This is a genomic window from Isoptericola cucumis (genome assembly GCF_014635665.1).
Classification (GTDB): Bacteria; Actinomycetota; Actinomycetes; order Actinomycetales; family Cellulomonadaceae; genus Isoptericola; species Isoptericola cucumis.
In genome coordinates this window covers 23,990-47,544 of the sequence record NZ_BMDG01000006.1, presented here as the reverse complement: position 1 = coordinate 47,544, position 23,555 = coordinate 23,990, and the positions used below count along the sequence as shown (strand labels likewise).

At 74.0% G+C, this 23,555-nt stretch carries 19 protein-coding genes; 13 read left to right on the top strand and 6 right to left on the bottom strand.

What is annotated here, in order from left to right; translation table 11 throughout:
• The first annotated feature begins 64 nt into the window (after positions 1-64).
• The 3 genes from IEW03_RS09955 to IEW03_RS09945 all read left to right on the top strand — a co-directional run bounded on the left by IEW03_RS09955 (position 65) and on the right by IEW03_RS09945 (position 3,616).
• A complete protein-coding gene (locus IEW03_RS09955) occupies positions 65-934 on the top strand; it encodes an alpha/beta fold hydrolase (RefSeq protein ID WP_188523539.1) in 870 nt (289 codons plus the stop codon).
• Between the two features lie 43 nt (positions 935-977).
• Positions 978-2,531 carry an aminopeptidase P family protein gene (locus tag IEW03_RS09950; RefSeq protein ID WP_188523538.1) on the top strand — a complete coding sequence of 518 codons (1,554 nt, stop codon included), beginning with the start codon at positions 978-980 and terminating at the stop codon, positions 2,529-2,531.
• A gap of 134 nt (positions 2,532-2,665) precedes the next feature.
• Positions 2,666-3,616, top strand: coding sequence for a type IV toxin-antitoxin system AbiEi family antitoxin domain-containing protein (locus IEW03_RS09945; protein ID WP_188523537.1), 951 nt, complete (start codon positions 2,666-2,668; stop codon positions 3,614-3,616).
• Positions 3,617-3,712: 96 nt separating this feature from the next.
• Here IEW03_RS09945 and IEW03_RS09940 read toward each other — a convergent pair whose 3' ends face one another.
• Entirely contained in the window at positions 3,713-4,549 is an 837-nt protein-coding gene (locus IEW03_RS09940) for a YflT domain-containing protein (RefSeq protein ID WP_229737895.1), read from the bottom strand.
• A 209-nt stretch (positions 4,550-4,758) separates the two neighbouring features.
• Here IEW03_RS09940 and IEW03_RS09935 point away from each other — a divergent pair, with 209 nt between their 5' ends.
• From IEW03_RS09935 to IEW03_RS09905, 8 genes are all read left to right on the top strand, one after another.
• Complete coding sequence (locus tag IEW03_RS09935) at positions 4,759-6,033, top strand: magnesium transporter MgtE N-terminal domain-containing protein (RefSeq protein WP_188523536.1); 1,275 nt, start codon at positions 4,759-4,761, stop codon at positions 6,031-6,033.
• Positions 6,026-6,529 carry a DUF1003 domain-containing protein gene (locus IEW03_RS09930; protein ID WP_188523535.1) on the top strand — a complete coding sequence of 168 codons (504 nt, stop codon included), beginning with the start codon at positions 6,026-6,028 and terminating at the stop codon, positions 6,527-6,529. The genes IEW03_RS09935 and IEW03_RS09930 overlap by 8 nt, the downstream gene beginning before the upstream one ends.
• Positions 6,530-6,584: 55 nt before the next feature.
• Positions 6,585-7,748 carry a P-loop NTPase gene (locus IEW03_RS09925; protein WP_188523534.1) on the top strand — a complete coding sequence of 388 codons (1,164 nt, stop codon included), beginning with the start codon at positions 6,585-6,587 and terminating at the stop codon, positions 7,746-7,748.
• Between the two features lie 175 nt (positions 7,749-7,923).
• Positions 7,924-10,023, top strand: a complete 2,100-nt coding sequence (gene betT / locus IEW03_RS09920) for a choline BCCT transporter BetT (protein ID WP_188523533.1) — start codon at positions 7,924-7,926, stop codon at positions 10,021-10,023.
• Positions 10,024-10,052: 29 nt separating this feature from the next.
• Positions 10,053-11,561: an aldehyde dehydrogenase family protein gene (locus IEW03_RS20380; RefSeq protein ID WP_229737894.1), complete on the top strand. Its 1,509-nt coding sequence runs from the start codon at positions 10,053-10,055 to the stop codon at positions 11,559-11,561.
• 5 nt (positions 11,562-11,566) lie between these two features.
• Positions 11,567-13,156: a GMC family oxidoreductase gene (locus tag IEW03_RS09915; RefSeq protein ID WP_229737893.1), complete on the top strand. Its 1,590-nt coding sequence runs from the start codon at positions 11,567-11,569 to the stop codon at positions 13,154-13,156.
• Positions 13,157-13,238: 82 nt separating this feature from the next.
• On the top strand, positions 13,239-14,513 hold the full coding sequence (galK, locus tag IEW03_RS09910) for a galactokinase (RefSeq protein ID WP_188523532.1): 1,275 nt from the start codon (positions 13,239-13,241) through the stop codon (positions 14,511-14,513).
• A gap of 124 nt (positions 14,514-14,637) precedes the next feature.
• Entirely contained in the window at positions 14,638-15,957 is a 1,320-nt protein-coding gene (locus IEW03_RS09905; RefSeq protein ID WP_188523531.1) for an alkaline phosphatase, read from the top strand.
• Between the two features lie 75 nt (positions 15,958-16,032).
• Here the strand turns inward: IEW03_RS09905 and IEW03_RS09900 are convergent, their stop codons facing one another.
• On the bottom strand, positions 16,033-16,854 hold the full coding sequence (locus IEW03_RS09900) for an exodeoxyribonuclease III (protein ID WP_188523530.1): 822 nt from the start codon (positions 16,852-16,854) through the stop codon (positions 16,033-16,035).
• Positions 16,855-16,941: 87 nt separating this feature from the next.
• A complete protein-coding gene (locus IEW03_RS09895; protein WP_188523529.1) occupies positions 16,942-17,424 on the bottom strand; it encodes a VOC family protein in 483 nt (160 codons plus the stop codon).
• Between the two features lie 129 nt (positions 17,425-17,553).
• Here IEW03_RS09895 and wecB point away from each other — a divergent pair, with 129 nt between their 5' ends.
• Positions 17,554-18,936 carry a non-hydrolyzing UDP-N-acetylglucosamine 2-epimerase gene (wecB, locus tag IEW03_RS09890; RefSeq protein ID WP_188523528.1) on the top strand — a complete coding sequence of 461 codons (1,383 nt, stop codon included), beginning with the start codon at positions 17,554-17,556 and terminating at the stop codon, positions 18,934-18,936.
• The gene (locus IEW03_RS09885) at positions 18,933-20,336 is read left to right on the top strand and encodes a glycosyltransferase family 2 protein (protein WP_188523527.1); all 1,404 of its coding nucleotides are present in this window, start codon (positions 18,933-18,935) and stop codon (positions 20,334-20,336) included. The genes wecB and IEW03_RS09885 overlap by 4 nt, the downstream gene beginning before the upstream one ends.
• A 31-nt stretch (positions 20,337-20,367) precedes the next feature.
• Here IEW03_RS09885 and IEW03_RS09880 read toward each other — a convergent pair whose 3' ends face one another.
• The 3 genes from IEW03_RS09880 to glyA form a co-directional block, all read right to left on the bottom strand.
• Positions 20,368-21,231 carry a PPK2 family polyphosphate kinase gene (locus tag IEW03_RS09880; protein ID WP_188523526.1) on the bottom strand — a complete coding sequence of 288 codons (864 nt, stop codon included), beginning with the start codon at positions 21,229-21,231 and terminating at the stop codon, positions 20,368-20,370.
• Between the two features lie 139 nt (positions 21,232-21,370).
• Positions 21,371-22,231: a bifunctional 5,10-methylenetetrahydrofolate dehydrogenase/5,10-methenyltetrahydrofolate cyclohydrolase gene (locus IEW03_RS09875; RefSeq protein ID WP_188523525.1), complete on the bottom strand. Its 861-nt coding sequence runs from the start codon at positions 22,229-22,231 to the stop codon at positions 21,371-21,373.
• Positions 22,228-23,511 (bottom strand): serine hydroxymethyltransferase, encoded by a 1,284-nt coding sequence (gene glyA, locus IEW03_RS09870; protein WP_188523524.1) that lies wholly within the window; start codon positions 23,509-23,511, stop codon positions 22,228-22,230. Before glyA ends, IEW03_RS09875 begins: the two co-directional genes overlap by 4 nt.
• Positions 23,512-23,555: the final 44 nt, after the last annotated feature.

Here is a 23,555-nt window from a genome sequence, read left to right as displayed (position 1 = left end):
CTCTCCACCGGCCCCGCCGCACCTGCACGCGGCACGGCCCGAGGCGTGCGGGACCATCGTGGGGATGGACTCGCAGCCTGCCCTTCCCGCCCGCCCTCCCTCCTCCGCGCACGGCGTCGTCTTCGTGCACGGCATGCGCACGTCCTCCGCGATCTGGGAGCGGCAGCTCGACCACGTGCGCGACGCCGGCCACCACGCCGTCGCCGTCGACCTCCCCGCGCACGGAGCCCGGCACGCCGAGAGGTTCTCGATGCCGGGCGCGTTCGACGTGATCGACGACGCCGCCCGCTCCTTCGACCCGGGCACGCCGGTCGTCGTCGTCGGGCTCTCCCTCGGCGGGTACACTTCCCTCGCGTGGGCGGCGCAGCACGCCGCCGGCACCTCGCCGGGCACCGCGCCGCACCGCGCCCCGGACGCCGGCCGGCCACGCCTCGCCGGCGTCGTGGCGGCCGCCTGCACCGCCGACCCGAAGGGCAAGCCCGTCGCCCTGTTCCGCGACGTCGCCCGCGCCACGGTCGCCGGTCGCGCCGCCGTGCGGCGCGGGGCGAGGGACCTCGCCCGCTCCTGGCAGACGGCGCTCACGGGCGGGGGCGGGCCGGCGGGCGGCGCCGACCTGGGCGCCCTGCTCGGCGCGACGGCGGACCACGGACCGCGCGGCGGCACCCACCGCCCCGGCTGGGACGTCGTCACCGACGCCCTCACCCACCTCGCCGGGCGCTCGTCCGTGGCGCACCTGCGCGCCATCCGGGTGCCGGTGTGGCTGGTCAACGGGGCGCGCGACCAGATGCGCCTCGAGGAGTCGCGCCACCTGCGGGCCACCGAGCGCGGCTCGCTGGTCGTCGTCCCGCGGGCCGGCCACGACGTCAACTCCGACGCCCCCGAGGCCTTCAACCACGTGCTGACCCGCGCGCTGGCGGACTTCGCCCGCGCCTGACGTCCGAGCACGGCCCCGCCGATCCGGTGGGAGACTGGTGGACATGACCGACGCAACCCCTGTCGCCGAGACCGCAACCGCCGAAGAGATCGCCGAGCGGGTGAACAACCGCTCGCAGCGCCCCGACTCGGCCGCCTTCAAGGCGTTCATCACCTCGCAGTGGGGCCCGCGTCCCGACCTCGGCGTCGAGGCCGGAGCGGCCGCCCCGTTCACCGCTGAGCGGCGCGCGCAGCTCTCCGCCCGCTTCCCGGGCGTGCGGCTGGTCGTGCCGGCGGGCTCGCTCAAGGTCCGCTCGAACGACACCGACTACCGGTTCCGGCCGCACTCCGCGTTCGCGCACCTCACCGGCCTGGGGACCGACCAGGAGCCCGACGCCGTGCTGGTGCTGCACCCCACCGCCGCGGGCGAGGGCGACCCCGGCGCCGACGGCACGGGCAGCGACCACCACGCCGTCCTGTACGTGCGCCCGCTCGCCGCGCGCGACACCGAGGAGTTCTACGCCGACTCGCGCTACGGCGAGTTCTGGGTGGGCGCCCGCCCGTCCCTCGACGACGTCACGACGCTCACCGGCATCGAGGCGCGCCACGTCGACGAGCTGCGCGACGCCCTGGCCAAGGACGTGGGCGCCGACGGCGTGCAGGTGCTCGTCGTGACCGGCGCCGACGAGGCGGTGGAGACCCTCGTCGAGGCGATCCGCACCGAGGCCGGCGCGGAGGCGGAGGCTGCCGACGAGCAGCTCGTCGAGGCCGCCTCCGAGCTGCGCCTCGTCAAGGACGAGCTCGAGGTCGAGCAGATGCGCGAGGCCGTCGCCCGCACGATCGAGGGCTTCGAGCAGGTCGTGCGGTCGCTGCCGCGGGCCGTCGAGCACCGTCGCGGCGAGCGCGTCATCGAGACGACCTTCGACGCGCACGCGCGGCTCGAGGGCAACGCCGTCGGCTACGAGACCATCGCCGCCGCCGGCGAGCACGCCACCACCCTGCACTGGACGTCGAACGACGGCGTCGTGCGCCCCGGCGAGCTCGTGCTCGTCGACGCCGGTGTCGAGGTCGACTCCCTCTACACCGCGGACGTCACCCGCACCCTGCCCGTGGACGGCGAGTTCACCGACGTGCAGCGGCGCGTCTACCGGGCGGTGCTCGACGCCGCGGACGCCGCCTTCGCCGTCGCCCGGCCGGGCTCGAAGTTCCGCGACCTGCACGCCGCGGCGATGGAGGTCATCGCCGCCCGCCTCGAGGAGTGGGGCCTGCTGCCGGACGGCGTGACCGCCGAGGTGTCGCTGTCGGCCGAGGGCCAGCAGCACCGTCGCTGGATGGTGCACGGCACCAGCCACCACCTGGGCCTGGACGTGCACGACTGCGCGCAGGCCCGCCGCGAGCTCTACCTGGACGGCGTCCTCGAGCCGGGCATGGTCTTCACCATCGAGCCGGGCCTGTACTTCAAGTCCGACGACCTGGCCGTGCCGGCCGAGTACCGCGGCATGGGCGTGCGCATCGAGGACGACGTGCTCGTGACCGCCGACGGGAACGAGAACCTGTCCGCCGCGCTGCCCCGCACGCCGGAGGACGTCGAGGCCTGGATGGCCCGCCTGCGCGGCTGAGGCCTCGCGTCGGTTCGGCAGGACGGGCGTCGGTTCGGCAGGAGCTCCTGCCGAACCGACGCCCGTCCTGCCGAACGGATCCCGCCGTCCACAGGGTGTCCGTGGCCAGGCCCGGGCTCCGACATCCTCGGAGGGTGACCGAGGAGAACCGCATCGGCACCACCCGCGACCTCCCGCGTCGGATGCGCACCGACGCCGTCCGGGCAGGGAGGCTCGAACGCGTCCGCCGTGGCGTGTACCGGGCGGTCGAGGACGACCGTGACGAGCACGCGTCGACCGCTGCTCGGCGTCTCGCGGCCGACCGCGCCCGGGCCGTCCACCTCGGGCTCGCCGCCGCGCATGCCTTCAGCCACGAGACCGCTGCCCTGCTCCACGGCCTGCGCCTCTGGTCCCTGCCGCGATCGACCCACGTCGTGCAGGCCTACCGCCGTTCCGGTGCCGCCGCCGGCGACGTCCGACGCCACCGGGTCGCGCTGCCGGACGGCCACCGGACGACGGCGGGCGGCCTGCCGGTCACGTCGTTGGCGCGGACGGTCGTCGACTGCTCCCGCGCCATGCATCCGCTCGAGTCACTGGTGATCGCCGACCATGCGGTCGCGAAGGGTGTCGACCTCGCCGAGTGCGCCGAGATCCTGGCCGCGACGCGCCAGCGCAACGGCACCGCGCTCGCGCGGTGGGTGCTCGAGCACGCGGACGGGGGCGCGGACTCCGCCTGGGAGACCTGGCTGCGCTACGTCGCCCTGCGCGCCGGGCTCCCCCGCCCCGTCACCCAGGCGCCGCTCCCGACCGCCGGACGCGTGTACCACGCCGACCTCGGCTGGCCCGAGTGGGGCGTGTACGCCGAGTTCGACGGGCGGTCGAAGTATCGCGACGACGGGATCCGTCCGGGGCACGACGCGTCCGACGAGCTCTTCCGCGAGAAGCAGCGGTTCGACGCCATCCGCGCGACAGGGGTGAGTCCGGTGCGCGTCACCGCCACGGGCGGAGCGGGCGTCCGTCGCGTGACGGACCTGCTCGCCGCGCGGTTCCCGGAACCGGTCCGGCGCGGGTTCCGGGTCCACCGTCTGCTCCCTCCGCCGCCCTGAAGCACGGCCGGACGGTTCGGTTCGGCAGGGCGGGCGTCGGTTCGGCAGGTGCTCCTGCCGAACCGACGCCCGTCCTGCCGAACGGACCGCGTCGGGTCAGGGCTGCGGCGGGCGGTACGGGTCGTCCGGCTCCGTCGACCCCGTCTCGGGCTCGTCGGCCCGGCCGGGCTGCGCCTGCGCCGGCGGTGCCGGGTCGGCCTGGGGTGCGGCGGGCGCCTGGCCCTCCTGCCCGGGCTGCGCGGGCTCGGCCGGCGGGGCCGGCTGGGCAGCGGGGTCCGACGCCGGGCGCATCGCGCCGTACCGGGGCTCGCCGGTGGGGGTGGTCCAGCGCGGGTCGGGCGTGCGGGGTGCCGCGGGCGCGGCGCCGGTCGGGGGGGCTGCCGGGGCGCCGGGCTGCACGGGTGCCGCCTCCGTCGCGCCGACCGTCGTCCCGCGGCGGGCCTTGCCCAGCCCGCCCGGCGACTGCGTGAGCATCGAGCGCGCCTCGGAGGCCTGCTCGGTGGCGCACAGGATCGCGTAGGTCGACGCGACGATCTGCGACGACGACGTGAAGTCACGACGCCCGCCCGTGAACGCGTACGACAGCACCGAGAAGAGCAGGCCGAAGCCGGCGCCGAGCGCGATGCCGACGAACAGCACGCTGCTGCTGCCGGTGCCGCCGAACAGCGACAGCAGCAGCCCGACGAAGAACCCGAACCAGGCACCGGAGAGCGCGCCCGCGAGCGCCACCCGGCCGTAGCTCAGCCGCCCGGTGACCCGCTCCACCATGCGCAGGTCCGTCCCCACGATCGTCACGTGCTCGACGGGGAACTTGTTGTCCGACAGGTAGTCGACCGCCTGCTGGGCCTCGAGATAGGTGTCGTAGGCGGCGACCTCGTCACCGCGCGGCAGGGTGGGGACGCGGGGCACAGGATTCGGCCTGCTGAAGGTCATTCGCCCAGTCTGTACCACCCGGAGCGGAGTTACCACACACGGCCCCGCCGGGGGAACCCCCTGGTCGCACCGGCCGCGCCTCCCAGGACCGACGCCGGTGCCGCGCGTAGGCTGACCCGCGTGGACGCGACGAGCCCCCGCGGAGGTGCGCCGAAGCACGAGGTGTGCCGGAGCGAGGCACCGCAGCGACCACGCAAGGAGGGAACGCCATGAGCGCGGCAACCAGGATCTTCGTGGCGCGCCTCGCCGGCACCCAGGTCTTCGACCCGATCGGTGACGAGGTGGGGCGCGTGCGCGACGTGGTCGCCCTCGTCCGCGCGAAGGGCGCCCCGCGGGCGGTCGGCCTGGTCGTGGAGGTGGCCGGCCGGCGACGGGTCTTCCTCCCGCTGACCCGGGTCACGAGCGTCGACGCGGGTCAGGTCATCTCGACCGGCCTGCTCAACATGCGCCGCTTCGAGCAGCGGGCGATGGAGACGCTGGTGCTCGGCGAGCTCCTGGACCGCCGGGTCCGGCTGACGGACGGCTCCGGCGAGGCCACGATCGAGGACCTGTCGATCACGCGCCAGCGCACGGGCGACTGGCTGGTCGACCAGCTCTTCGTACGCCGCCGGCTGCCGGCCCGCGGGCTGTCGCTGCGGCGCCGCGGCGAGACGCTGATCGTGCCGGTGGACGCGGTGACCGGCCTGGCGGGGTCGACGCGCGAGGAGCAGGGCGCCGCCCGGCTGCTCGAGGCCTACGACGGCATGCGACCGGCCGACCTCGCCGACGCGCTGCACGAGCTGGGCGACACCCGCCGGCAGGAGGTGGCGTCGGCGCTCGACGACGAGCGGCTGGCCGACGTGCTGGAGGAGATGCCCGAGGACGACCAGGTGGCGATCCTGTCGCGGCTGACCTCGACCCGCGCCGCCGACGTGCTGGAGGCGATGCAGCCGGACGACGCCGCGGACCTGCTCAACGAGCTGCCCGGCGAGCAGGCCGCCCGGCTGCTGGAGCTGATGGAGCCCGAGGAGGCGAAGGACGTCCGGCGTCTGCTGTCCTACGACGAGGACACCGCGGGCGGGCTCATGACGACGGAGCCGGTCATCCTCGGCCCGGAGGCGACCATCGCGACGGCGCTCGCGCAGATCCGCAAGCAGGACCTGCCGCCGGCGCTGGCGGCCATGGTGTTCGTGGTGCGGCCCCCGCTGGAGACGCCGACGGGGCGGTTCCTCGGCGTCGCGCACTTCCAGCGGCTGCTGCGCGAGCCGCCCCACGCGTCGGTCGGCTCGGTCCTCGACACGGACACCGAGTGGCTCACGCCCGACGCCCCCGTGGGCCGCGTGACGCGCCTGCTCGCGGCGTACGACCTGCTCGCGCTGCCCGTGCTCGACGGCGAGAAGCGCCTGCTCGGGGCCGTGTCGGTGGACGACGTGCTCGACCACATCCTCCCGGACGACTGGCGCGAGCAGATCGACGAGGACCTCGAGGAGGTGCCGCGTGGCTGACCGCCTCGACCAGCCGAAGGAGATCCGCCGCTCCTTCATCCCGCGCCCGCAGATGGACCAGGACGCGGTCGGCAAGGCGACGGAGGGCATCGCCCGGTTCCTCGGCACCCCGCGCTTCCTCGTCTACCTCACGGTGTTCTGCGCGCTGTGGCTGGCCTGGAACGCCTGGGGGCCGGAGAGCCTGCGGTTCGACTCCGCGGCGAACGGCTTCACCGCGCTCACGCTCATGCTGTCGCTGCAGGCCAGCTACGCCGCCCCGCTCATCCTGCTCGCGCAGAACCGCCAGGACGACCGCGACCGCGTGATGGCCGAGCACGACCGGCAGCGGGGCGAGCGCAACCTGGCGGACACGGAGTACCTCGCCCGCGAGATGGCGGCGCTGCGGATCGCCCTCGGCGAGGTCGCGACGCGCGACTTCGTCCGCTCGGAGATCCGCAACCTGCTCGAGGAGCTCGACGAGCGCGACGCCCCCGGCGACGGGCCCCCGCGCGCCTGACGGGCCCGCGCGACGGGCGGGCCGCCGGGTGGACCGGGCCACCTAGGATCGGACCATGAGCACCGCCCCGGGCCGCACCGAGCTGGCCGACCGAGTCCGCACCGCGCTGGCGTCCGTCGTCGACCCGGAGATCCGCCGCCCGATCACCGAGCTGGACATGGTGCGCTCGGTCGAGGTGCACGACGACGCCGGGCCCGACGGCGCGCGGGTGACCGTCGGCATCGACCTCACGATCGCCGGGTGCCCGATGAAGAGCACGCTCGTGCGCGAGGTCACCGCCGCCACCGTGGCGGTCGAGGGGGTGTCGTCGGCCGACGTCGACCTGGGCGTCATGACGGCCGAGCAGCGCCAGGCGCTGCGCTCCCGCCTCCGCGGCGGGGCCGGCGACCCGGTCATCCCGTTCGCCCAGCCGGGCTCGCTGACCAAGGTGTACGCGATCGCCTCCGGCAAGGGCGGCGTCGGCAAGTCGTCGGTGACGGCGAACCTGGCCGCGGCGATGGCGGCGGACGGCCTCAGCGTCGGGGTCGTGGACGCCGACATCTACGGCTTCTCCATCCCGCGGATGCTCGGGGTGGACCGCCAGCCGACGCGCGTGGACTCCATGCTGCTGCCCCCGATCGCGCACGGGGTGAAGGTCGTGTCGATCGGCATGTTCGTGCCCGCGGGCCAGCCCGTCGTGTGGCGCGGGCCGATGCTGCACCGCGCCCTGGAGCAGTTCCTCGCCGACGTCTACTGGGGCGACCTGGACGTGCTGCTGCTCGACCTGCCCCCGGGCACGGGTGACATCGCCATCTCGGTCGCGCAGCTGCTGCCGGGCAGCGAGATCATCGTCGTCACGACGCCTCAGGCCGCGGCCGCGGAGGTCGCGGAGCGCGCCGGGTCGGTCGCCACCCAGACCTCCCAGGGCGTGGTGGGCGTGGTGGAGAACATGTCCTGGCTGGAGCAGCCGGACGGGTCGCGCCTGGAGGTCTTCGGTTCGGGCGGCGGCCAGCAGGTCGCCGACCGGCTCACCGCCGTCGTCGGCACCGACGTGCCCCTGCTGGGCCAGGTCCCGCTGGACGTCGCCGTCCGCACCGGGGGCGACGACGGCACGCCGGTCGTCCTTGCCGAGCCGGGCTCGGCGGGCGCGCGGGTGCTGCGCGACGTCGCGCGGTCGCTGTCGAAGCGGTCGCGCGGGCTCGCGGGGATGCGGCTCAACCTCGACCCGGTCTCCCGCTGAGAGGTTCGTCACCGGTTCTGGGGCTCTCCTTTGCCCGACGTGCGGGACGGCGCTACGGTCCTAGCGTCCCACCTCGCCCCGACCCGACGTCATGTCCGGGTCCCCGGGATCGTCGTCGCGGCCCCGCCGCCCCCGACCCCTTCGCCGGCGCGAGGCCGCCCGACGTAGGGAGATCATGACTGCCACCGCGGGAACGCGTGCCCAGAACCCGGAGAACGAGCCGACCGCCGCGCCGACCGGCGCGCCACCCGAGCCGTCGGGCGGCCGATCGTCGCTCAACAAGGTCGTCTTCGGCACCTCGGCAGTCCTCATCCTCGCCTTCACGATCTGGACGATCGCCGCACCGTCGTCGGCGGAGCACGTCATCGGCGTCGTCGTGGGGTGGATCTCCACCTGGTTCGGGTGGTGGTACTTCCTCCTGGCCGCCGCGATCCTCGTCTTCGTGATCCTCGTGGGGCTGTCCCGCTCCGGGAAGATCAAGCTCGGCCCGGACCACTCCAAGCCGCAGTTCAACCTGTTCACGTGGTCCGCGATGCTGTTCGCCGCGGGCATCGGCACGGACCTGATGTTCTACTCGGTGGCCGAGCCGGCGGCGCAGTACCTGGCCCCGCCGGTCGGCGACGGCAGCACCGTCGAGGCGGCTCGCCAGGCGGTGGTGTGGACGCTGTTCCACTACGGCCTCATCGGGTGGGGCATGTACGCGCTGGTCGGCATGGCGCTGGCCTACTTCACCCACCGGCGCGGCATGCCGCTGTCCCTGCGCTCCGTGCTGCAGCCGCTGTTCGGCGACCGCGTGTGGGGTCGCCTGGGCGACGTCATCGACGTCGTCGCGATCATCGGCGCCATCTTCGGGCTCGCGGCGTCGCTGGGCATCGGTGTGTCCATGCTCAGCCGCGGGCTGCACGAGCTCACGGGCATCCCGGACGGCACGGCCGTGCAGATCGCCCTCATCGCCGTGGCCGTCATCATGGCGACGGTGTCCACCGTCTCCGGCGTGGCGCGCGGCGTGCGTCGCCTGTCCGAGATCCAGGTGATCCTCGCGATCCTGCTGCTCGTGTACGTCACGGTCACCGGCCGGACGGACTTCCTGCTCAACGGCCTGGTCCAGAACCTCGGTGACTACGTGGCCCGGATGCCGGCGATGACGCTCGACATCATGGCGTTCGACGCCCCGCAGGAGTGGCTCAACGCCTGGACGCTGTTCTTCTGGGCCTGGTGGGTGGCGTGGGCGCCGTTCGTCGGCCTGTTCCTGGCGCGGATCTCCCGCGGCCGCACCATCCGCCAGTTCGTCGTGGGCACGCTGACCGTGCCGTTCCTGTTCGTGCTGGGCTGGGTGTCGGTCTTCGGCAACAGCACGATCGACATGATCGCGAACGGCGGCCCCGCCGGGGCGGCGTTCGGCGAGGCCACCACGACGGACTACGCGTACGGCCTCTTCGGGCTGCTCGAGCAGGTGCCGGCCGCGCCCGTGGTCATCGGCGTCGCGATCCTCACGGGGCTCCTGTTCTACGTGACGTCGGCCGACTCCGGCGCGCTGGTGCTGGCCGGCCTCAGCGGCCGGCCGCGCTACGGCACCGACGACCCGCCGCCGTGGCAGCGCACCTTCTGGTCGCTCGTGACCGGGCTCCTCACGCTGGCGATGCTGCTCGCGGGCGGGCTCCCGACGATGCAGAGCGCCACCCTGATCATGGGGCTGCCGCTGTCCTTCGTCATGGTCGCGATCATGCTGTCGCTGTACCGGACCCTGCAGTCCGAGAACCGCAAGCACGACACCCTGCGCGCCGTGCTCCCGTCCACGCTCTCCGGGCGCGCCACCACCGCGGGCGGCGCCGCGGCCTGGCGCCGGCGGCTGGGCCGGCTGGTGTCCCACCCCGGCCCCCGCGCGGCGCGCACGTTCGTCGAGGACGTCGTGCGGCCGGCGCTGACGGAGGTCACCGACGAGCTCACGCACCGCGGCCTCCTCGCCGACCTGGTCGAGCACGAGGGCCCCCGCGGGGTGCCGTGCCTGTGCCTCGCGGTCGACCACCCCGGCGCGGCGCCGTTCCGGTACCAGCTGGAACCGTCCGAGGCCCCGACGCCGTCGTTCGCGCGCATCCCGCAGGACGACGACACCTACCTGCGCGTCGAGGTCCACCTCACGGACGGCTCCCAGGGCTACGACGTGCTGGGCTGGACCAAGGAGCAGCTCATCGGGGACATCCTCGACCAGTACGAGCGGCACCTGGCCTTCCTGGAGGCCGACGAGCCCGCGGACGCCGCCCCCGACCCCGCCTGACGTCCGCGACACGAGCAAGGAGAGACATCGTGACGACCACACTCTTCGTCGACGGCGCCTGGGTGGCTGCCGCCGACGGTGCCACCCGGGAGATCCGCTGCCCCGCCGACGGGACCCTCGTCGGGGTGGTGTCGGAGGCCTCGGCCGCCGACACCGAGCGCGCGATCGCGGCGGCGCGACGCGCCTACGACGCCGGCCCGTGGCGCGACACCACCGCGCCCGAGCGCGGCGACCTGCTGCTGCGCGTCGCCGACCTGCTCACCGAGCGCAAGGCGGAGTTCGCGCGGGCCGAGTCCCTCGACACGGGCAAGCGCCTGGTCGAGTCGGACATCGACATGGACGACATCATCGCCTGCTTCCGATACTTCGGGAAGATCGCGGCGACCGACGCCGGCCGCCTCGTGGACGCCGGGAGCGCCGACGTCCTCAGCCGCGTCCAGCACGAGCCCGTCGGCGTGTGCGGGCTGGTCACGCCGTGGAACTACCCGCTGCTGCAGACGGCGTGGAAGGTCGCGCCGTGCCTGGCGGCGGGCAACACCTTCGTGCTCAAGCCGTCCGAGCTCACGCCCCACACGTGCATGCTGCTCATGGACGTGCTGACCGACGCGGGCGTGCCCGCCGGCGTCGCGAACCTCGTGCTCGGCGCCGGCCCGACCGCGGGCGGCCCGCTGTCCGAGCACCCCGACGTCGACCTGGTCTCCTTCACCGGCGGGCTCGTCACGGGGCGCCTCATCGCCGCGAACGCGGCGGCCACGGTGAAGAAGGTCGCGCTCGAGCTCGGCGGGAAGAACCCGAACGTCGTCTTCGCGGACGCCGACTTCGACGCCGCCGTCGACAACGCCCTCAACGCCGCGTTCGTGCACTCCGGGCAGGTCTGCTCGGCCGGCGCGCGCCTGGTGGTCGAGGAGCCGATCCACGACGCGTTCGTGGACGCCCTCGTGCGCCGGGCGCAGCAGATCCGCCTGGGTGGGCCGTTCGACGACGCCGCCGAGACCGGGCCGCTCATCTCGGCGGCGCACCGGGAGAAGGTCGACGCGTACGTGCAGCAGGCGGTGGCCGACGGCGCCGTCCTGCGCTGCGGCGGCGCGGCCCCCGGCGCCGAGCACGGCGAGGGCCTCACGGACGGCTTCTACTACCTGCCGACCGTGCTCGACGGCGTGCGCCGGGGCAGCGCGGCGGTGGTCGACGAGGCGTTCGGGCCCGTCGTGACGGTCGAGACGTTCACGACGGAGGACGAGGCCGTCGAGATCGCCAACGACACCACCTACGGTCTCGCGGGCGCCGTCTGGACCCAGGACGCCGGCCGGGCGCAGCGGGTGGCGAACGCGCTGCGGCACGGCACCGTCTGGATCAACGACTTCCACCCCTACCTGCCGCAGGCCGAGTGGGGCGGGTACAAGCAGTCGGGCACCGGTCGCGAGCTCGGCCCGTCCGGCCTGGCCGAGTACCAGGAGGTCAAGCACGTCTACCAGAACCTGCGACCGGCGGTGACCGGCTGGTTCCCCGACCACTCCGCCGAGCCCACGAAGGAGCGCTGAGGCACGTGACGACCACGTCGACCACTTCCACCGACACGTTCGACTACCTCGTCGTCGGCGGCGGGTCCGCGGGCGCAGCCGTGGCCGCGCGCCTGTCGGAGGACCCCGAGGTCACGGTGGCCCTGCTCGAGGCGGGCCCGTCCGACGTCGGCGACGACGCGATCCTGCGGCTCGACCGCTGGATGGCGCTGCTCGAGTCCGGCTACGACTGGGACTACCTCATCGAGCCGCAGGACCACGGCAACTCGCACATGCGCCAGGCGCGCGCCCGCGTGCTGGGCGGCTGCTCCTCGCACAACTCCTGCATCGCGTTCCACGCCCCGGCCGAGGACTTCGACCAGTGGGCGGCGATGGGCGCCGAGGGCTGGGAGGCGGAGGTCTCGCGCCCGTTCTACCGCAAGGTGGAGAACAACGACCAGCCCGGCGAGCACCACGGCCACGACGGGCCGGTGCGCATCCGCCAGGTGCCGCCGCACGACCCGTGCGGCGTCGCGCTGCTCGACGCCTGCGAGCAGGTCGGCATCCCGCGCGTGCAGTTCAACGAGCCGGGCACCGTGCTGCGGGGCGCGAACTTCTTCCAGATCAACTGCCGCGAGGACGGCGTGCGCTCGTCGTCGTCCGTGAGCTACCTGCACCCGGTCCTGCAGCGCGAGAACCTCACGATCCTCACCGACCACCGCGTCAAGCGGATCACGTTCGACGCGGACCGCCGGGCCACCGGGGTGGACGTGCTCGACCCGGACCTCATCCGCACCAGGCACGTCGCGGCGCGCCGGGAGGTGGTGCTGTCCGCGGGCGCCATCGACTCGCCGAAGCTGCTCATGCTGTCCGGCATCGGCCCCGCCGAGCACCTGCGGGAGGTGGGCGTCGACGTGCTGGTCGACTCCCCCGGCGTCGGCTCGCACATGCAGGACCACCCCGAGGGCGTCATCTCGTGGGAGGCGAAGCAGCCGATGGTGACCTCCTCCACCCAGTGGTGGGAGATCGGCATCTTCACCCGCACCCCCGCCGCCGCCGAGCGGGGCGACAACCGGCCGGACCTCATGTTCCACTACGGCTCCGTGCCGTTCGACATGCACACGGTGCGGCACGGCTTCCCCACCGCCGAGAACTCGTTCTGCCTCACGCCGAACGTCACCCACGCGCGCTCGCGCGGCACCGTGCGGCTGCGCAGCCGCGACTTCCGGGACAAGCCGAAGGTCGACCCGCGCTACTTCACGGACCCGCACGACATGCAGGTGATGGTGGAGGGCATCAAGCTCGCCCGCGCGATCGTCGCGCAGCCGGCGATGAGCGGGTGGGCGGGGCGCGAGCTGTTCCCCGGCCCGGACGTCAGCACGGACGAGGAGATCGCGGACTACGTCACCAAGACCCACAACACCGTGTACCACCCGACGGGCTCGGTCCGCATGGGTGCGGCCGACGACGCGAGCTCCCCGCTCGACCCGCAGCTGCGGGTCAAGGGCGTCACCGGCCTGCGGGTGGCCGACGCCTCGGTGATGCCCGAGATCACGTCCGTGAACCCCAACATCACGGTGATGCTCATCGGCGAGCGCTGCGCCGAGTTCGTCAAGGCGGAGCGCGCCGCCGTCTGACCGCGTCCGCACGCTCTGCGCACCGTGTCCGCGTGCCGGTCGTCGCCCTGACGGCGTCGGCCGGCACGCGATACTGGGGGCCATGACGTCCCCCGAATGGCTCGAGTCCTGGTCCGACGACGAAGGCGCCCGCCGGGTGCGCGACCTGTTCACCACGACGTTCACCCCTGAAGGCGCGGGCGACGCCGAGGGCGACGCCCGGCCCGACGGGGTCTGGTCCGCGCCGGGTCGCGTCAACCTCATCGGCGAGCACACCGACTACAACGGCGGCCTCGCCCTGCCCACCGCCCTGCCGCACCGCACGTACGTGGCGCTGCGGCGCCGAGACGACGACGTCGTGCGCCTGGGCTCCGCGCAGGCCCCGGGCGAGCTGTGGACCGCACGGCTGGCCGACGTCTCCCCCGGCGCCGTGTCCGGGTGGGGCGCCTACGTCGCCGGCGTCGCGTGGGCCCTCGACAAGGCGGGCCACGGCCCCGCGCAGGGGGGCGGCGGCTTCGACGCCGTCGTCGACTCGTGCGTGCCGTTCGGTGCCGGGCTGTCGTCGTCGGCCGCGCTCGAGTGCGCGGTCGCGGTCGCCCTCGACGACGTGCACGGGCTCGGTCTCGCGGGCGACGACGCCGGGCGGGCCGCGCTCGTGGACGCCTGCGTGCGGGCGGAGAACGAGATCGCCGGCGCCCCGACGGGCGGCATGGACCAGGCGGCGTCGCTGCGCTGCACGGCCGGGCACGCCCTGCTGGTCGACTCGCGGCCGGGGCTGTCGGCGCTGGAGTCCGGCACCTCGGTGCCCTTCGAGCTCGCGCCCGCCGGCCTCACGCTGCTCGTCGTCGACACCCGCGCCGAGCACTCCCACGTGGACGGCCAGTACGCCGAGCGGCGCGCCACCTGCGAGCGTGCGGCGGCGCTGCTCGGCACCGAGACGCTGCGCGACGTGGACGCGGACCGCCTGGACGAGACCCTCGCGGCGCTCGAGCCGCACGACCCCGACGGCGTGCTGCGCCGCCGGGTGCGCCACGTCGTGACGGAGATCGCGCGCACGGAGCGGTTCCGCGACCTCGTCAGCGAGGGCCGGGTGGGCGATGTCGGCCCGCTGATGGTCGCCTCGCACACGTCCCTGCGCGACGACTACGAGGTCTCCGCGCGCGAGCTCGACCTCGTCGTGGACTCGGCGCTCGGCGCCGGGGCGCTCGGCGCCCGGATGACGGGCGGCGGCTTCGGCGGCTCCGCGATCGCCCTGGTGGGGGCCGACGACGTCGACGCCGTGGTCGCCGCCGTGCAGGCGGCGTTCGACGACGCCGGCCTGCGTGCGCCCGGCTTCCTGCTCGCCCCGCCGTCCCAGGCCGCGGGCCGGACCGCCTGACGCCGGGGCCGCCCCGGCCCCGGCCCGGCCCCCGGCCGAGATGCTTGCCGGGGGCCTCCTGCTTACGGTGCGAAGGTCCCACCGCCACCCGGGCGGTCGGGGGCCGATCGTTCGAGGAGGAACGATGACCGCACGCAGAGCAGTCCTCAGGGCCGGGGCCGCCGGCCTGACGGCGCTGGCCGCGGCCGGCGCGGCCGTGAGCGCGATCGCCACCTACGACCCCCCGGACCGGTCCGGGGCGCACGCGAGCGACCAGCGGGGCCACGGTCACGGCCACGGCAAGGACCGCGCCCGGAACGTCATCTTCATCCAGGGGGACGGGATGGGGCTCTCCACGCGCGAGCTGATCCGGATCGCGACCGAGGGCAAGGACGGTCAGCTGGCCATGGACACCCTGGACCACGCGGGTTGGACGGCGACCGACTCCGCGGACCCCGAGGACGCCGTCACCGACTCGGCGGCCGGTGCGACCGCGTTCGCCACCGGGGTGCGCACGTTCAACGGCGCGGTCGGCGTCGACGCGGACGGCAACCCCGTGCCGACGCTGCTCGAGCGGGCCAAGGAGGCGGGCAAGGCGACCGGGCTGGTCTCGAGCGCGCAGGTCACCGACGCGAGCCCGGCGGCGTTCGGCGCCCACGTGACCGACCGGTACGACCAGAGCGAGATCGCCCGGCAGTACCTGGAGGAGTCGCAGCCCGACGTCCTGCTCGGGGGCGGCGAGGACTTCTGGTACCCGGCCGGCGACCCGGGCGCCTGGCCCGACAACCCGGCGGAGGACCCCGGCGAGGAGAGCAAGGGCACCGAGGGCAACCTCGTGGAACGGGCGCAGGAGCTCGGCTACGAGTACGTGAGCGACGCCGACGGTCTCGCCGCGGCCGACGGGGACCGCCTGCTCGGGCTGTTCGCGAACGAGGAGATGTTCCAGCAGGCCAACGAGGGCGAGGGCGACGTCTTCTCGCCCGCGGTGCCGCTCGTCGACATGGCGGCCAAGGCGCTCGACGTGGTCTCGGCCGACCGCGACGGGTTCTTCCTCTTCCTCGAGGAGGAGGCGATCGACGAGTTCGCGCACAACAGCAACGCCACCCGCACCGTCGAGGCCGGGCAGTCGCTGGAGGAGACGGTGGAGCTCGCGCTCGACTTCCAGGCCCAGCACCGCGACACGCTCGTGCTCGTGGTCGGCGACCACGCGACGGGCGGGGTCGCGATCGAGAACGTGGACGCCGAGGACGAGGGCGGCGCGGGCGCGACCGCCGAGGACGGCCCGTTCCCGGTGCCGGGCACCGACCTGGAGTTCACCGTCGACTGGACGACGGGCGGGCACACCGGCGAGGCGACGCCGATCACCGCGCAGGGCCCCGGCGCCCAGCGGCTCGGCGGCGCGCAGCTCAACACGGACGTGCACGACGCGGTGCTGCGGGCGATGTTCCCCCGCGGCCACCGCTGACCGCGGCGGGCACGGGACCGGTGGGAGCCGCCCAGGCTGCTCCCGCCGGTCCCGTACCCGCCACCGGTGGCACTGCTAGAGGTCGTAGGTGGCGACGACCGGGGCGTGGTCGCTCCACCGCTCCTCGTACGTGGGCGCCCGGTCGACCTCGACCTTCACGGCCCGCGGCGCGAGGGCGGCGTTGGCGAGCTGGTAGTCGATGCGCCACCCACGGTCGTTCACGTACGACTGCCCCCGCCACGACCACCACGTGTACGGGCCGGGGCCCTCCCCGCCGTGCGCCCGCCCGAGGTCCGCCCAGCCGAGCTCCCCGAGCCAGCGGTCCACGTAGGCCCGCTCCTCGGGCAGGAACCCCGCGTTCTTGAGGTTGCCCTTCCAGTTCGCGATGTCGACCTGCTGGTGCGCGATGTTGAGGTCGCCCGCGACGACGGCGGGCGCCTTGGCGGCGGCGAGCTCGGCCAGCCGGGCGGTCACCTTGTCCAGGTGCGCGTACTTGGCCGTCATCGTGTGCTCCTTGCCGGGGGCGTTGGTGCCCGAGTGCAGGTAGGCGGAGACGACCGTGAGCAGCCCGCCGCCGGGCAGCTCGACGTCCGCCTCGACCCAGCGGCCTGTGTCGACGGGCGGCTCGGGCTCCCCCGCCGGCCCGTGCGCGGCGAGGCCGGCGCGGACGGCGTGCAGCGGCAGCCGCGAGGCGACCGCGACCCCCGCGCGGCCCTTGATCTCGCTGGGCAGGTGCGCCACGTGCCAGCCCTCGAGGTACTCGCGGGTCAGCTCGTCGGGGGCACGGACCTCCTGCAGCAGCAGGACGTCGGGGGTACGGGCGGCGATCCAGGTGTCCATGCGGCGCCGGAAGGCGGCGCGGATCCCGTTGACGTTGGCGGTGGCGACGGTCAGCACGCCGCACATCCCATCACACGCCGGCGACAGCCTCCGAACCGCCGGCGCCGGGCGTCGTCGCGGCCGGGACGCGGACCCCGGCGCGGCTCACTCGCCGCGGTAGGCCGCCTCCAGCGCCGGGACGTCGATCTTGTGCATCTGGAGCATCGCGTTCATGGCCCGCTTGTTGGCGTCGGTGGTGTAGTCGCCGCAGAGCTCCTCGAGGCGCCGGGGCACGACCTGCCACGACACCCCGAACCGGTCCTTGCACCAGCCGCACGGCCCCGGCTCCCCGCCGTCGGACGTCAGCACCTCCCAGAAGTGGTCCACCTCCTCCTGCGTGTCGACGCGGAGGTAGAAGGAGAACGCCTCGTTCAGGGTGAAGCTCGGGCCGGCGTTCAGCCCGGTCACAGGGAGCCCGGCTACGGTGAACTCGACGATGAACGGTTCGCCGGCAGCGGCCCCCGGGACACCTTCCGGGGCGACCAGCACCGAGTCGACCGACGACCCCGGGACGTGCTCGGCGTAGAACCGGGCCGCCTCGTGGGCCCGGTTGTTGCTGAACCACAGGTGCGTGCGCGTGGTCACCATGACTGCTCTCCTCCGTCGGAGCACCGGCCCTCGTGGCCCGTGCTGACACCCTGTGCGACCATCGGCACGCGGCCGACTCATCGGTGTCGGTGCGACGCACCGGCGACGCGATCGACGAAGGTAGGGATCATGCCGCTTCCCGTCAGCCCCGAGATCCTGGTCGTGCTGGGGACCCGTCCCGAGGCGATCAAGCTCTTCCCGCTGATCCAGCTCCTGCAGGACCATCCGCGCCTGCGGCCCGTGGTGGTCTCGACCGGGCAGCACAAGGAGCTCGTCGAGTACGTGCTCGAGACCGCCGGCTGCGAGATCACCGCCGACCTCGGGGTGGGGCGCCCGGGCCTCGGGCTCAACCAGCTCACGGCGGCCGTCGTGTCCGGGCTCGACGACTTCGTCACCGGGCGGTACGGGCCGCCGCCGAACCACATCAGCGGCCGGGTCACCCGGGACCACTACCCGGCGGCCTGCGTCGTGCACGGCGACACCTCCAGCGCGTCGGCCGCCGCGGTCGCCGCGTTCCACCTGCGCATCCCGGTCGCGCACGTCGAGGCCGGCCTGCGGACCGGCACCACCCTGTCACCCTTCCCGGAGGAGCTGAACCGGCAGCTCATCGGCCGCATCGCGTCGTTCCACGCGGCGCCGACGCGCGCCAACGTGCAGAACCTGGTGCGCGAGGGCGTCGACATCGGACGCACGTTCGTCACCGGCAACACCGGCATCGACGCGCTGCAGTGGTCGGCCGCGCGCCAGGTGCCGTACGACCGCCCCGAGCTCGAGTGGCTCGAGGACGACACGACGTCGCGCGTCGTGACCGTCACCGCCCACCGGCGCGAGAACTGGGGCGAGGGCATCGCCGACATCGCGCGGGCGGTGCGCCGGCTCACCGAGACGCACCCGGACGTGCGGTTCGTCGTCCCCGTGCACCCGAACCCGGCCGTGGCGCAGACCGTGCGGGCGGAGCTCGACGACGTGCCCGCCGTCACGCTGACCAGCCCGATGGAGTACCGGCCGTTCGCGCGGCTGCTCGCCCGCTCCACGCTCGTGCTCACCGACTCGGGCGGGATCCAGGAGGAGGCGCCCGCCTTCGGCGTCCCGGTCCTCGTCGCCCGCTCGACGACGGAGCGCTCCGAGGGCGTGGAGGCGGGCACGCTCGAGCTCGTCGGCACGGACCGCGACCGCATCGTCGCCGCCGCCACGCGCGTGCTGGACGACCCGGAGGCGCGGGCCGCGTTCTCCCGCCAGCCCAACCCGTACGGCGACGGCCACGCCGCCGACCGCATCGTCGCCGCCCTCGAGCACCTCGTCTTCAACACGCCGGTGCCGCGGACGTCGGGGCCGGGCTTCGTCCGGTCCGAGGTGCTGGAGTGGGCAGGCTTCCACCGCACCGACGCGGTCGACGGCCCGACGTTCGAGCGCGAGAGCGTGACGACGGGCCACGAGCCCGCCGACCTGGAAGGCGTCGTCATCCAGCCGCTCACCGCCGACGGCCCTCCTGACACGGACGGTGGCGCGTGAGTCTCGCGGCGGGCGCGGTCGCCACGGGGGGACCGTGGTGGGACCCGTACCGCGGGATGCCGCCGGCGGTGCAGGTGCTCATGTGGTTCCTGCTCGCCCTGACGCTGGCCACGTTCTGCGTGATCGTCTGGCTCGTCGTCCGCGCGTGGTTCGAGCGTCGGCGCCAGCGCAAGGCGGTCGAGACGGCGCACGAGGAGGACTACCTGTGGGTCTTCGTCGTCCCCGCGCTCAACGAGGAGGTGACGATCGCCGACAGCGTGAGCCGGCTGGTCGCCGTCGAGGCGACGCACAAGGCGATCGTCGTCGTCGACGACGGGTCGGACGACCGGACGCCCGAGGTGCTCGCCGGGCTGCGGGCCGAGGTGCCCGAGCTGCAGGTGCTGCGCCGGGAGCTGCCGAACGCCCGGGTGGGCAAGTCCGCCGGGCTGGACGACGCCTGGGAGTTCGTCCACGACACGGTGCTGACCGGACGGTACGCGACCTGGCCGACGGCGCGGGTGATCGTGGGGGTCGTGGACGCGGACGGGCGCATCCCGCCGGACGCGCCGCACGCGCTGGCCGGCGCCTTCAGCGACGAGCGGGTGGGCGGCGTCCAGGCGCTGGTGCGCATCTACAACCGCGGGCACTACCTGACCTGGGGGCAGGACGTCGAGTTCGGCGTGATGGCGTACGTGTACCAGCTGGGCCGCTCCGCCTGGGGCACCGCGAACATGGGCGGCAACGGCCAGTACGTGCGGCTCGCGGCGCTGGACGACGTCGTGGAGACCGAGGGGCTGCCCGCCGGCGTCGCGCGGGGGCCGTGGCGCGACCGGCTCACGGAGGACCAGGACATCGGCGTCCGGCTGATCCACGCCGGGTGGCGCGGGCGCCAGACCGTCCTCACCACCGTCGACCAGCAGGGCGTGACGAGCCTGCGCCGGCTGTTCAAGCAGCGCGTGCGCTGGGCGCAGGGCAACTGGCAGGCGTTCGGCCTGCTGCGTCGCTCGCTGCGGGCGCCCGTGTCGGTCGGCGCCCGGATCGACCACGTCGCCTACCTGCTGATGCCGCTGCTGCAGCTGCTCATGGGGCTCGGGCTGGTGCTGTCGCTGGTGTTCTGGATCTTCGGCGACGTCCCGTTCCACTCCGGCTGGTGGCCGTCGCTGGTCTTCTTCGCGACGATCGCCCTGGTGCCGAGCTTCCTGTCCCTGCTCATGACGAACGAGCCGGGGCGCCACCCGCTGCTGCGCGCGGTGTTCGGGCTCTTCCCGTACATGCTCTACACCTGGCTGCTGTGGCCCGTGGTCACGGTCTCGCTCGTGCGCGAGCTGCTGGGGCGGCGCACCTGGACCAAGACCGACCGCGAACCCCTCGACGCCCACCTGCCCGACGACGTCGAGCAGCCCGCCGAGCCCACCACCTGAGGCCTGATCCTGAGCCGTGCGAGTCCCGGCGTCACGACGCCGCCAGGCGCGCCTTCTCGTGCTCGACGTCGAACGTCGCGGCGGGCCACCGGGGGTCGATCTCCTCCAGGGCGTCCAGGAGGAGCGCCTGCACCGCCAGGCGGGCGTACCACTTGGCGTTCGCGGGCACGACGTACCAGGGCGCCCGGTCGGTGGACGTCCGCTCGAAGACCATCTGGAAGGCGTCCATGTACCGCGGCCACAGCAGCCGCTCGTCGACGTCGCCCGGGTGGTACTTCCAGTGCTTGTCGGGCCGCTCGAGCCGCTCGCCGAGCCGCGCCTTCTGCTCCTCGGGCGAGATGTGCAGCATCACCTTGACGATCCGCGTGCCCTGCGCCACGAGCTCCGCCTCGAACGCGTTGATCGCGCCGTAGCGGCGCTCGATCTCCGCGGGCGGGGCGAGCTCGCGGACCTTCCCGATGAGCACGTCCTCGTAGTGGGAGCGGTCGAAGACGCCGATGTACCCGGCCTCGGGGACCTCCTTCTCGACACGCCACAGGAAGTCGTGCGCCAGCTCCTGCGGCGTCGGCTTCTTGAACGCGACGAGGTGCACGCCCTGCGGGTCGGTGGCGCCGATGACGTGCCGCACGATGCCGCCCTTGCCCGCGGAGTCCATCGCCTGCAGCACGAGCAGCACGGCCGGCGCCGACGGGTCCTGCCGGCTCTGGGCGTACAGGCGCTCCTGCAGGTCGTCGAGCTCCTGCTCCCCGGCGAGCAGGTCGGCCGCGCCGTCCTTCTTCTTCCCGTCGTAGCCCGGCTTCGCGTCCGGGTCGACGTCCGCGAGGCGGAACCCCCTCCCCACCCGCAGCAGCTCGCCCGGCTCTCCCGACCACCCACGCTGGCTCCTCGCGACCATGGGCACATCATGGCCGAGACGCCAGGGCCCGGCCCCGCGAGAGAGAAACTGCCCGGCGAGAGAGAGGACGCGCCGCGCCGAGACGGTGGCCTGGACCTCTGTCTCGCGCGGCGCGTCCTCTGTCTCGCGGGGACGTGCGCTAGCTCGCCGCGGCGCGCTCCGCGGCCTCCACCGCGTTGCGGAACAGCATGGCGATCGTGGTGGGCCCCACGCCGCCGACGCGCGGTGTGATCGCACCGGCAACCTCCGCGCACGACTCGTCCACGTCCGGCAGCAGCTTGCGACCCTCGTACCGGACACCGCCGCCGACCACGGTGACGCCCGGCGTCAGGTGCTCGGGCTGCAGGATGCCCGGGACGCCGGCGGCCGCGATCACGATGTCGGCCCGCCTGGTGTACTCCGGCCAGTCGGGCACCCCGGTGTGGACCACCGTGACCGCCGCGTTGGCCGTCGGGCGCTTCTGCGAGAGCAGCAGGGCCAGGGGCCGCCCGAGCGTCGTGCCGCGGCCGAGGATGCAGACCTCGCGTCCGGCGACCGGGATGCCGTAGTGCGCCAGCAACGTCTCGATCCCCGCCGGCGTTGCCGGCACCGGGCCCGGCATCCCGAGCGCGAGGCGCCCCATGTTCACCGGGTGCAGGCCGTCGACGTCCTTGTCCGGGTCCAGCGCGAGCATGGCCGCGTCGAAGTCGATCTGCGGGGGCGGGGGGTTCTGGATGAGGACGGAGCCGACGTCGTCGGCGTCGTTCATCTCCCGCACCGCCGCCAGGACGTCCGCCTGGGCGGCGTCCTGCGGGAGGTGGATGTGCGGCGAGGTGAACCCGAGCTCGTTCGCCTTGTCCATCTTCATCCGGATGTACCCGGCGCTCGCCGAGTCGTCCCCGACGAGGATCGTGCCCAGCCCCGGCCGGTGCCCCGCCGCGACGAGCGCGTCGATCCGCGGACCGAGGTCCGCGAAGACGGCGTCGGCGACCGGCTTGCCAGGCAGCAGCCGCGCGGTCACTGCTGCAGCCCGGAGTAGAGCGGGAAGTCGGCGGTGAGCTTCGCGACGCGGGCCGCGAGCGCCTCGACGTCGGCCGACGCGCCGTCGCGCAGCGCGGCGGCGATGATGTCGGCGACCTCGGTGAACTCGACGTCGCCGAACCCGCGGGTGGCGAGCGCCGGCGTGCCGATCCGCAGGCCCGAGGTGACGCGCGGCGGGCGCGGGTCGAACGGCACGGCGTTGCGGTTCACGGTGATGCCGGCGTCGTGCAGGAGGTCCTCGGCCTGCTGGCCGTCCAGCGACGAGTTCCGCAGGTCCACCAGCACGAGGTGCACGTCCGTGCCCCCGGTCAGGACGGACACGCCCTGCGAGGCGACGTCCGGCTGGGAGAGGCGGTCGGCGATGATCCGGGCGCCACGCAGGGTGCGCTCCTGACGGTCCTTGAACGCGTCGGTGCCCGCGATCTTGAACGCCACGGCCTTGGCCGCGATGACGTGCATGAGCGGGCCGCCCTGCTGCCCGGGGAACACGGCGGAGTTGATCTTCTTGGCGAGCTCCTCCTTGCTCAGGATGAAGCCGGAGCGTGGCCCGCCGATGGTCTTGTGCACCGTGGAGGAGGTGACGTCGGCGTGCGGCACGGGCGACGGGTGCAGGCCCGCGGCCACGAGGCCCGCGAAGTGGGCCATGTCCACCCAGAGCTTGGCGCCGACCTCGTCCGCGATCTCGCGGAACGCGGCGAAGTCGAGCTGGCGCGGGTAGGCGGACCAGCCGGCGATGATGACGTCCGGGCGGTGCTCGAGGGTGCGCTTGCGCACCTCGTCCATCTCGATGCGGTGCGAGGTCGGGTCCACGCCGTACGCGCCGACGTCGTACAGCTTGCCGGAGAAGTTGATCTTCATGCCGTGCGTGAGGTGCCCGCCGTGGGCCAGCTCGAGCCCGAGGATCTTGTCGCCCGCGTTGATGAGCGCGTGCAGCACGGCCGCGTTGGCCTGCGCCCCGGAGTGCGGCTGGACGTTCACGGCCTCGGCGCCGAACAGCTCCTGGGCGCGGGCGATCGCGAGGTTCTCCGCGATGTCGACCTGCTCGCAGCCGCCGTAGTAGCGACGCCCCGGGTAGCCCTCGGCGTACTTGTTGGTCAGGACGGAGCCCTGCGCCTGCAGCACCGCGCGCGGGACGAAGTTCTCGGACGCGATCATCTCGAGGGTGTCGCGCTGGCGGGCCAGCTCCCCCTCGAGGACGGCGGCGATCTCCGGGTCGAGCTCGGCCAGGGGCGCGTTGAACGTGGGGTCGGGAGTGCTCATGCGGCGTTCTCCTGCTGTGTCGGACGGCGGTCGACCGGCAGCGG